Genomic DNA, 8220 nt, shown 5'->3' with positions numbered 1-8220 from the left:
ATTCGGTTTCAGCCTCAGCGCAAAACCAACGTCATACGCGGAAGTGGCTGACCATCTGCTGCAACTGACCACCCAACCGCGCCAGTTCAACACTCGACGCTGCCGTCTCATCACTCGCCGCTGCGGTCTGTTCGGACACGTCACGGACGTTGATGATGCTGCGGCTGATCTCTTCGGCCACGGCGCTTTGCTGTTCGGCAGCGGCGGCGATCTGCTGGTTCATCGACTGGATGTTCGACACCGTGCGGGTGATGTTTTCCAGTGAGGCGCCGGCCTTGCGCGTCAGGGCGACGCTGCTGTCGGTCAGCGCGCGGCTGTTGTTCATCACTGCAGAAACCTGCTGGGTGCCGTTCTGCAGACCGGCGACCAGACCTTCGATTTCCTCGGTGGATTTCTGCGTACGCTGGGCCAAACCGCGCACTTCGTCAGCAACCACGGCAAATCCACGCCCGGCTTCACCGGCACGCGCTGCTTCGATCGCGGCGTTGAGTGCGAGCAGGTTGGTCTGTTCGGCGACAGCCTTGATCACGTCCATGACGCTGCCGATCTTGTCGCTTTCCTGTTGCAGCACGCTCATCGCTTCGGTCGAACGCACCACTTCGCTGGCCAGACGCTCGATCTGTGCGATGGCCTCATTCACCACCTTGTCACCTTCACGGGCCTCGCCGTCCGCAGCAGCGGCGGCTTGCGACGCTTCTTCGGCGTTGCGCGCAACTTCCTGCACGGTGGCAGTCATTTCGTGCATGGCGGTGGCGACCTGATCGGTCTCGACTTTCTGGCTGTTCACACCGGCGCTGGTCTGCTCGGTCACGGCCGACAACTCTTCAGCGGCGCTGGCGATCTGAGTGACGCCGTCGCGGATGCCACTGATCAAATCACGCAGGGTCACGCCCATGCGCGCAATGCCTTGCTGCAACACGCCGAGTTCATCGCGACGGGTAACGGTGACATTCTGGGTCAGGTCGCCGCTGGCGATGCGCTCGACCACGGCCAGGGTTTCCTGCAACGGCCGGGTGATCTGACGGGTGATGATCACTGCTGCAATCACGCCAACCAGCAGCGCCAGCAACGTGCTGATCAACTGGAAGGTGCGCGCCTGAGCGCTTTCAGCATCACGGCGATCAAGCTGGATCTGGTACAGCTGCTCGCTCAGAGCGACGATGGTGGTGCCCTGATCGGTCATTTCCTTACGCGCCTGCACGGCCTCGGTGTTGGCGTTCTTGTACGCCATCAACGCGCTGCGATAGCTGGTCAGCGCGGTTTCCAATTGGCGCAAGGCATCCTGCTGAGTCGCGGCAAATTGCGCATTCAGCGGTTTGAGGCTGGCGATGGCCGCGTCGATCTGGCCGACGGCTTTCTGCTCGGTCTCGGCGTTGCTGGTCGCGGTGTAACCACGCACTTCATAGCGCGCGAGGATGAACGCTTCCTTGGCGGCAGTAACCGCCTGGAACTGCTCGAAACGCTGATCGCTCAACTCCGACTGCTGCACGCGCTGGCTGATCGATTCGATCAGGTTGTAGGCGGTCTGGGCGTTGGCGCTCATGGTGTCGCGCGCGCTGTTGCCGGTGCGATAGGCGTTGCGCATTTTGTTCAGCGAGGTCTGGTATTCAGCGATGGTCGCGGCCTGCTGCTTGAGCAGTTTGACGTTCTCCGGACTCTTGAATTTGCTGATCAACGCCTGCTGCTGAGCGGCGAAACTTTCCAGGGTGGTCTGCACATTCTGCGCGGCGGTTTCGTCGCCGTTGGTCAGCATGTATTGCAGGCGCACCACGCGCAGTTTGGTCAGGCCAGCGTTGAGCTGGGTGATGTCGCTCATCCAGTTGCTGCGGTCGATCAGGCCGCCGAGGCTGGTCCAGCCGGTCAGCGCCAGAACGCAGGTCAGGGCCAGCACCAGGCCGAAGCCCAGGCCGAGTTTCATGTTCACGCTGATGTTACCGAACCAGCTATTCATGCAAATCCTCCAGAAACGTTGGGTTTCTTGGTCGTCAGTTAAGCTGGAAGATTGTTGTTCTTTTGAGCCAGCAGGGGTGTTAGCAGGTCTGTATCGGCCGCAAACCCGAGAGCTGAAAGGATTTTTGTCTGACAGGTTTCGCGCAACTCAACCGAGGCGCCGCGACCAGCGCTGATCCGGCGCCTCGAACCCCGGATTGACCAGCGCCGTCAGCACATGATCCTGCCAACGCCCAGCGATATTCAGATACGCCTTCGCATAGCCTTCACGCTCAAAGCCCAGTCGCTCAAGCAACCGCGCGCTGCGCTCATTGCCCGGAATGTAATTGGCCATGATCCGATGCAGATTCTGCACATCGAACATATAACTAATCCCCGCCTCCAGCCCCTCCTGCATCAAACCCAGCCCCTGATGCGCCTCATCGATGTGATAACCCAAATAACACGCCTGAAACGCCCCCCGAATAATCCCGCTGAAATTGCACGCACCAATCATCTGCTGACCGTCCGGCGACAGCAGTGCGAAATGCATGGCTAACCCGGCTTCGAAGGCGCTGGCCTGGATCTCCAAGCGACGGCGGATGTTGGCGGTGGAGAAGTAGTCGGTGGTGCGGATGGGCGACCACGCCGCCAGGTGGCGGAGGTTGCGCTGGTAGAACGCGCTTTCGAGCTCGGCTTGATCGGGGGAGAGGATGGCAAGGGTCAGGCGCGGGCAGGGCAGGGATAACAGCGGCATCGAGCGCTCCTTGGCGAGGGATCTGCTGGCAGAGTCGCGCATATGGTGGGGAGCGGCAAGATATGGAGAAGCCGAGGCGAAAAAAAGCCCGCTAGGAGCGCGGGCGAACCGTAGTTTCTTGAATGAGCGGGGGGATTTTATGGGATTGGTCGGGTGGGCGTGGTGAAGAAAAGTTTATGTCGTGCGCATCGGAGCGTGTTAACCCGATTTCAAAAAAACGATAACCGTAGTTTGCGAGTGATTCGCTATCAGGCCTAGGGGAAAAGCGCCATCTCAGCATGGCTGTATATTTAGCCAGTATTTTCTGTTGGCTTATCCCCTAAGTTATGGCTTTATGCGGTCTAAAGTCAGCTTCTTCGCCATGTCATCAATTTCACTCATGGCAGACACTTACAGCGCCAAAGGTACGCCACCACCAGAAACTCGCTGAAGAAGCTACATACCATTTGACCTGACTCCGACTGGAAGATGGTTGCGTAATGGCTCTTCTGCATCCGTTGGGTGTCACTCATCACGCAATTTGCACAAAAGCGGTTGGTAGGACGCCGAGTCCTGTAGAATCCCAGCCCGCGAAAAAGGGGGAAATATGGCTCACACGGCACAGACGAAAGAGGCACAGCAAGCGGACCAAACGGCTGCGGAATCCCCCAGCCAGGTGCTGGCCTCTGCTAGAGTCATGGCTCGCGCCCTGGTTGCCACTTTCCCGGCGGATCACCAACTAGCCCTTGCGCGTGCATTTGGTGTGCGCCTGATCGAGGCTTGGTGGTGTGGTTTGACCAGCGTCGACATCGTCCCCCAAGAGCTACGTTCACCGCTCCATCCATTCCCTACCGAGCCGCTGCCAGAGGCTGCCGCCGCACTCGCGGAAACAATTGGTCGCACTGCCGCAAAATTTAATGCAGAAACCGCCGCCTATCAAATTGGCCTCACCTATACCGGTATGCTCCCAGCTGTACATCGTGGGGAGTACGGTATTTTCTACACTCCACCTGTCTTGACTGCCCGTCTGCTCGACCAAGTAACGTTAGCTAATGTTGACTGGGCGAAGTGTCGCGTGCTTGATCCTGCTTGCGGAGGAGGAGCCTTTTTGGCACCCATCGCCCAGCGGATCATGGACGAACAGAAGCATTGCAGCCCAAAGTTTCTAATGCAGAGCATCGGCAACCGCTTGCGCGGCTATGAAATTGATCCATTCGGGGCTTGGCTTAGCCAAGTCACCTTGGATGCTGTGGTACTGCCGATTAGCCGGCTGGCGGGCCGTAAGCTGCCCGTTATGGTTACCGTCTGTGACTCGCTTCGCCGCAGTCAGCCGAAAGACCGTTTCGATTTGGTGATCGGCAATCCTCCATATGGCCGAGCCAAGCTCGACGCCGAGACTCGCGACCGTTACAAGCGCTCGCTGTATGGCCACGCGAACCTGTATGGGCTGTTTACCGATCTGGCGCTACGTCACACCAAGTTGGGCGGCGTTATTGCCTACGTCACCCCGACCTCATTTCTAGCCGGCGTCTACTTTAAAAATCTACGGGCCTTGTTGGGGCGCTCAGCGCCGCCGCTGACCATCGATTTCGTGACCGCTCGAAAGGGCGTTTTTGACGACGTGCTGCAGGAGACAGCTCTGGCGACATATCGTAAAGGCGCGGACAGTGCTCCAGTCGTTGTTGCCGAAATTGCTCCATCCATGAACGGGTTGGATGTCCAGCAGACGGGCAAGATAGTCCTCCCCGCCGACTCATCGCTTCCTTGGCTCTTGCCGCGTACGACTGAGCAGAGCGCTCTGGTCCAACGGCTGACGCGCATGCCCTACCGTCTCGCCGACTGGGGCTATGGCGTAAGTACTGGACCGTTGGTGTGGAACCGTTTCAAGAGTCAGCTTGCGCATCGCCCAAGCAGCAAGCGCCTGCCACTGATCTGGGCTGAAGCAATCACCGCCGATGGCCGTTTCGTATTCCGCGCGGATAAAAAAAATCATGCCCCATACTTCGAGCTGAAGGCCGGCGACAATTGGCTGGTGACCACTAAGCCCTGCGTTCTGCTGCAGCGCACCACGGCCAAGGAGCAAAGTCGGCGCCTCATAGCCACAGCGCTGCCTGCCGAGTTCCTAGAAAAGCATGGCGGCGTCGTCATCGAGAATCACGTCAATATGATTCGGCCGATCATCGAATCACCAAGGATTCGCGCCGATGTGCTGGGTGCATTTATCAACAGCTCGGCTGCAGACCGCGCTTTTCGCTGCGTAAGTGGGTCCGTCGCCGTCTCTGCCTACGAGCTGGAGTCTCTGCCGCTGCCATGCCCCGACGAACTTGTAGAGCTGGCTCGGCTGGTCGATGCCGGTGCTGATCGCGAATCCATTGAGAGTGCATGCAATCGATTGTTTGAAGGGGATATATAGTGCTGCCACCTTACGTACCAAGGGAACTGGTCGCTGAAAGGCTCCCGCTTATCTTCCCGGAAGGCACTCCGAATCGGATTTACTGCACTCGCGAGTTAGCTGCAAGCGCTGTATTTGCGATGTTGTATATCGGGGCTGTGGAGCACTCCAGCGTTAGGTTGGGCCCTGTGCATGTGTATCGCATGACCGATGTACAGGCGGCCAATGATAGCGATGAAGAGCGCCTCAGCTATAGATCTAACTTGCGCAAGAGGTCGTACGAGGTTCCCGGTAAGCGGTGGTACGCCGATAACACCCGTGAGCCTATTCGTGACGAGACCCTCCGCGAGGGTCTTGTAGCAGTTGGTGCCGTCATGGAAGACAAGGATGTTCCCACCACATCCGGTAAGCCTCGCTATGCTCTCAAAACTGATCTGGCTGCCTTGTTCGACCCTGCACTCCAAGGCGAGAATTTAGAGGAGGCTATTTTCAATTGGCAAGATGAGCACCTGAATAAAGGTGCGCTTGCGCGGATTTCTCTGATGCGCATGGGAGCTGCGGACCAGGAAGGCGTGCTTGTAAAGTTCCCTAATGGCGAAACGCGCACATTGTCCTATGGCCCTAGCTCGTTGATTTCTAGGGCAGTCGTCGAGGTATTTGCCAAGCAGTTTCTGGAGAAACCTGCTGTGCTTTGGCTCAGTGAGTCGAGCAACAAGGTTGCCATGCAGGACCTGCGCATGGCTTCGACCATCGGACTTGACATTCAGGCGCATAAAAATCTACCCGATTTGATTTTGGTGGATCTCGGACCGACCAATCCCCTGATCGTCTTTATCGAGGTGGTTGCTACCGATGGCGCAATTACCGCTCGCCGCCAAGATGCCCTTTTTGACCTGACGGACAATGGCGGCTTCAAGCGCTCGCAAGTCGCTTTTGTCACGGCATATGCGGATCGGGAGTCGGCAGGCTTCAAGAAGACCGCCACAGGATTGGCTTGGGGGTCTTTTGCCTGGTTCATGAGTGAGCCCGATAAAATCCTCATGCTCCGTAACGAAGTGGGTCCTCTGTCTGGCTTGAACCAGCTGCTAGGTCCTTAGGGCTTACAAGCAAGGCGCGATTGAGTGTTAGCTAGGCTCAAAAAAATACCCTTTAATGGACCAGTCTCTTGCTCCGTTTGAAAAGGATTTTGTTGGACCGGAGTGATTTCATAGGTAGGCATGCTGCGAATAATTCATCATGCGATTATTTGAAGAGCTGTGGATATTCTTTCGGAAGGTGTCTAGGGGTTGATATGGCGGATAACGATTGGACCAAAATGGCATACGCGGCAGTGCGTCAGGTCGCTCAGAGGCAGCCAGAATTCACACCCGACGACATATGGGCAACTGGACTTCAGAAACCAAGTGAAGCGCGCGCTCTAGGTGGAGTGTTGCGCCGGGCTCGCGGAGAGGGTCTCATTGAGAAAACGGGACGTGTACAGCCGACTAGGCAACCAGAAAGCCACGGTACCGATGTAACGGTCTGGCGTTCACTGATATACGTGAGCTCAATCGCATAAGCGCGTTTTTTGTTGAGCGCAGTAGTATGGAAAAGGTGACAGACTTATTTGGGAAAATAAAACTGTCACCTTTTTTCTGAAGAGCCGGGCGTTTGCGCTAGTGATTTTGAAGATGCTCAAAACGGTCGCTACTCTCGATGAGAGTCATGCGGGCGGTGTCTGAAGCAGGCGGTAAATTAAGGAGCAACAGTGGCTATTCCGGATTTTCAAAGTTTGATGCGCCCTGTGTTGAGCATCGTTCAGAACACTGCTGCGCTGCCGCTAAATGAGTTGCGCGAGCGTGTAGCCGATCAGTTTCAGCTGACCGAGGACGAACGCAAGGAGCGCCTGCCTTCCGGTTATCAGACGGTGATCAACAATCGAGTGGGCTGGGCTCGTACCTATTTGAATAAAGCTGGGCTGCTTTGCATTCCGACCAAGGGCATGGTGCAAATTACTCCGCGAGGCCTTGACGCCTTGGCCAATGGGCCGCAGCGCATCACGGTTAGCTGGCTGAAACAGTATCCCGAATTCGCAGAATTCCATACTGCCAAAGCGCAAGCAGATGATGTCCCCGCTGTGCTGAACGTTGGTGTTGCCGAAACCACTCCAGACGAGCAACTAGCAGAGGCGCATCAGGCGCTGACGCAGTCTTTGGCAGATGAGTTGCTGACGCAAGTTAGGCTGGCCAGCCCTAGCTTCTTTGAACAGTTGGTCGTCGATCTCATGATCGCCATGGGATATGGCGGCTCGCGCAAAGAGGCTGGTAAGGCGACCCAAGCGACCAATGATGACGGCATTGACGGCATCATCAAAGAAGACAAGCTAGGCCTTGATGTGATCTATCTGCAGGCCAAGCGCTGGGCCAACACTGTTCATCGCCCCGAAATCGACAAGTTTATAGGCGCCCTGACTCGACAGCGTGCACGAAAGGGCGTGTTTATTACCACCTCGGACTTTTCTGAAGGGGCTCGCACAGCAGCGCTCGGGCTGGATATCAAAGTGGTATTGATCGACGGTGTTGAACTGGCGCGCCTGATGGTAGAAAACAACCTGGGCGTGAGCATCAAGCAAGTTTACGAAGTGAAGCAACTCGACAGCGATTACTTCGCGGGCGATTGACTTGCAACATCGCTAGCAGGGGCAGTCAACGTGCGGGACATTTTTTCAAGGCTAGGACCCTGCTTAACGTGGCCTGCTACAGCTCCTATCCCAATTGATAGTGAAGGCTTGCCGACGTTCAACAATCGCTCATGTCAGTGAAACGTTTTGGGTGGGCGATTGAGCCAGTCTTTCCACGAAGGATTGCTTTTGCACTTTCAGAAGCTAAGTCTAGTGCTTGTGGGCTAGCGGCATAGACAGCCTCCACCTGCCGGTTACGTGAGAGCCTTTTGATTCTCATCATCTCTGAAAAATCGAGGTCGTGTGCATGCGGGTGTTCGTTAATCATGGCGAGACTACCCATCAGGCTGTTGCGGCAAAGTTGGGTTAAGGCTAACACGGTCATTCGAGGTATTGAGCTCTCGCGCTAGCCAGAACCCTACCTCATCGAGTCATTTTTCCTCGGCTCGCGCTTGGTCGCTATTGTCACCGCTGAATACTTATCGACTGTTGGTTGCTTGGCCG

Annotated in this window: 6 protein-coding genes and 1 pseudogene; 3 read left to right on the top strand and 4 right to left on the bottom strand. The window is 56.5% G+C overall.

The annotated features are described in order from the left end of the window. Positions 1-31: 31 nt before the first annotated feature. The 3 genes and pseudogenes from F8N49_RS28670 to F8N49_RS22320 form a co-directional block, all read right to left on the bottom strand. Positions 32-745, bottom strand: coding sequence for a methyl-accepting chemotaxis protein (locus tag F8N49_RS28670; protein WP_371915160.1), 714 nt, complete (start codon positions 743-745; stop codon positions 32-34). Between the two features lie 144 nt (positions 746-889). Continuing rightward, a pseudogene (locus F8N49_RS28665) lies at positions 890-1816 on the bottom strand (methyl-accepting chemotaxis protein); the annotation flags it as partial. Positions 1817-2098: 282 nt separating this feature from the next. Next, entirely contained in the window at positions 2099-2686 is a 588-nt protein-coding gene (locus F8N49_RS22320; RefSeq protein ID WP_151552631.1) for a GNAT family N-acetyltransferase, read from the bottom strand. Between the two features lie 586 nt (positions 2687-3272). Between F8N49_RS22320 and F8N49_RS22315 the strand changes: the two genes are divergently transcribed. The 3 genes from F8N49_RS22315 to F8N49_RS22305 all read left to right on the top strand — a co-directional run bounded on the left by F8N49_RS22315 (position 3273) and on the right by F8N49_RS22305 (position 7716). Next, positions 3273-5078 carry a class I SAM-dependent DNA methyltransferase gene (locus F8N49_RS22315; protein ID WP_151552629.1) on the top strand — a complete coding sequence of 602 codons (1806 nt, stop codon included), beginning with the start codon at positions 3273-3275 and terminating at the stop codon, positions 5076-5078. Beyond that, positions 5078-6154 carry a BsuBI/PstI family type II restriction endonuclease gene (locus F8N49_RS22310; protein ID WP_122750842.1) on the top strand — a complete coding sequence of 359 codons (1077 nt, stop codon included), beginning with the start codon at positions 5078-5080 and terminating at the stop codon, positions 6152-6154. Before F8N49_RS22315 ends, F8N49_RS22310 begins: the two co-directional genes overlap by 1 nt. A 650-nt stretch (positions 6155-6804) precedes the next feature. After that, positions 6805-7716, top strand: a complete 912-nt coding sequence (locus tag F8N49_RS22305; protein WP_151552627.1) for a restriction endonuclease — start codon at positions 6805-6807, stop codon at positions 7714-7716. 118 nt (positions 7717-7834) lie between these two features. Here F8N49_RS22305 and F8N49_RS28095 read toward each other — a convergent pair whose 3' ends face one another. Then, positions 7835-8101 carry a hypothetical protein gene (locus tag F8N49_RS28095; protein ID WP_218574903.1) on the bottom strand — a complete coding sequence of 89 codons (267 nt, stop codon included), beginning with the start codon at positions 8099-8101 and terminating at the stop codon, positions 7835-7837. Between the last annotated feature and the right edge of the window lie 119 nt (positions 8102-8220).

The organism is Pseudomonas sp. GXM4 (assembly GCF_008923895.1).
GTDB lineage: Bacteria > Pseudomonadota > Gammaproteobacteria > Pseudomonadales > Pseudomonadaceae > Aquipseudomonas > Aquipseudomonas atacamensis.
The sequence above is the reverse complement of the archived record's forward strand: the minus strand, read 5'-3'. Positions and strand labels throughout refer to the sequence as shown.

Bases quoted from the DNA above. Each gene is read 5' to 3' on its own strand.
- F8N49_RS28670 (WP_371915160.1), bottom strand. From the start codon at position 745: ATGCACGAAATGACTGCCACCGTGCAGGAAGTTGCGCGCAACGCCGAA.
- F8N49_RS22320 (WP_151552631.1), bottom strand. From the start codon at position 2,686: ATGCCGCTGTTATCCCTGCCCTGCCCGCGCCTGACCCTTGCCATCCTC.
- F8N49_RS22315 (WP_151552629.1), top strand. From the start codon at position 3,273: ATGGCTCACACGGCACAGACGAAAGAGGCACAGCAAGCGGACCAAACG.
- F8N49_RS28095 (WP_218574903.1), bottom strand. From the start codon at position 8,101: ATGACCGTGTTAGCCTTAACCCAACTTTGCCGCAACAGCCTGATGGGT.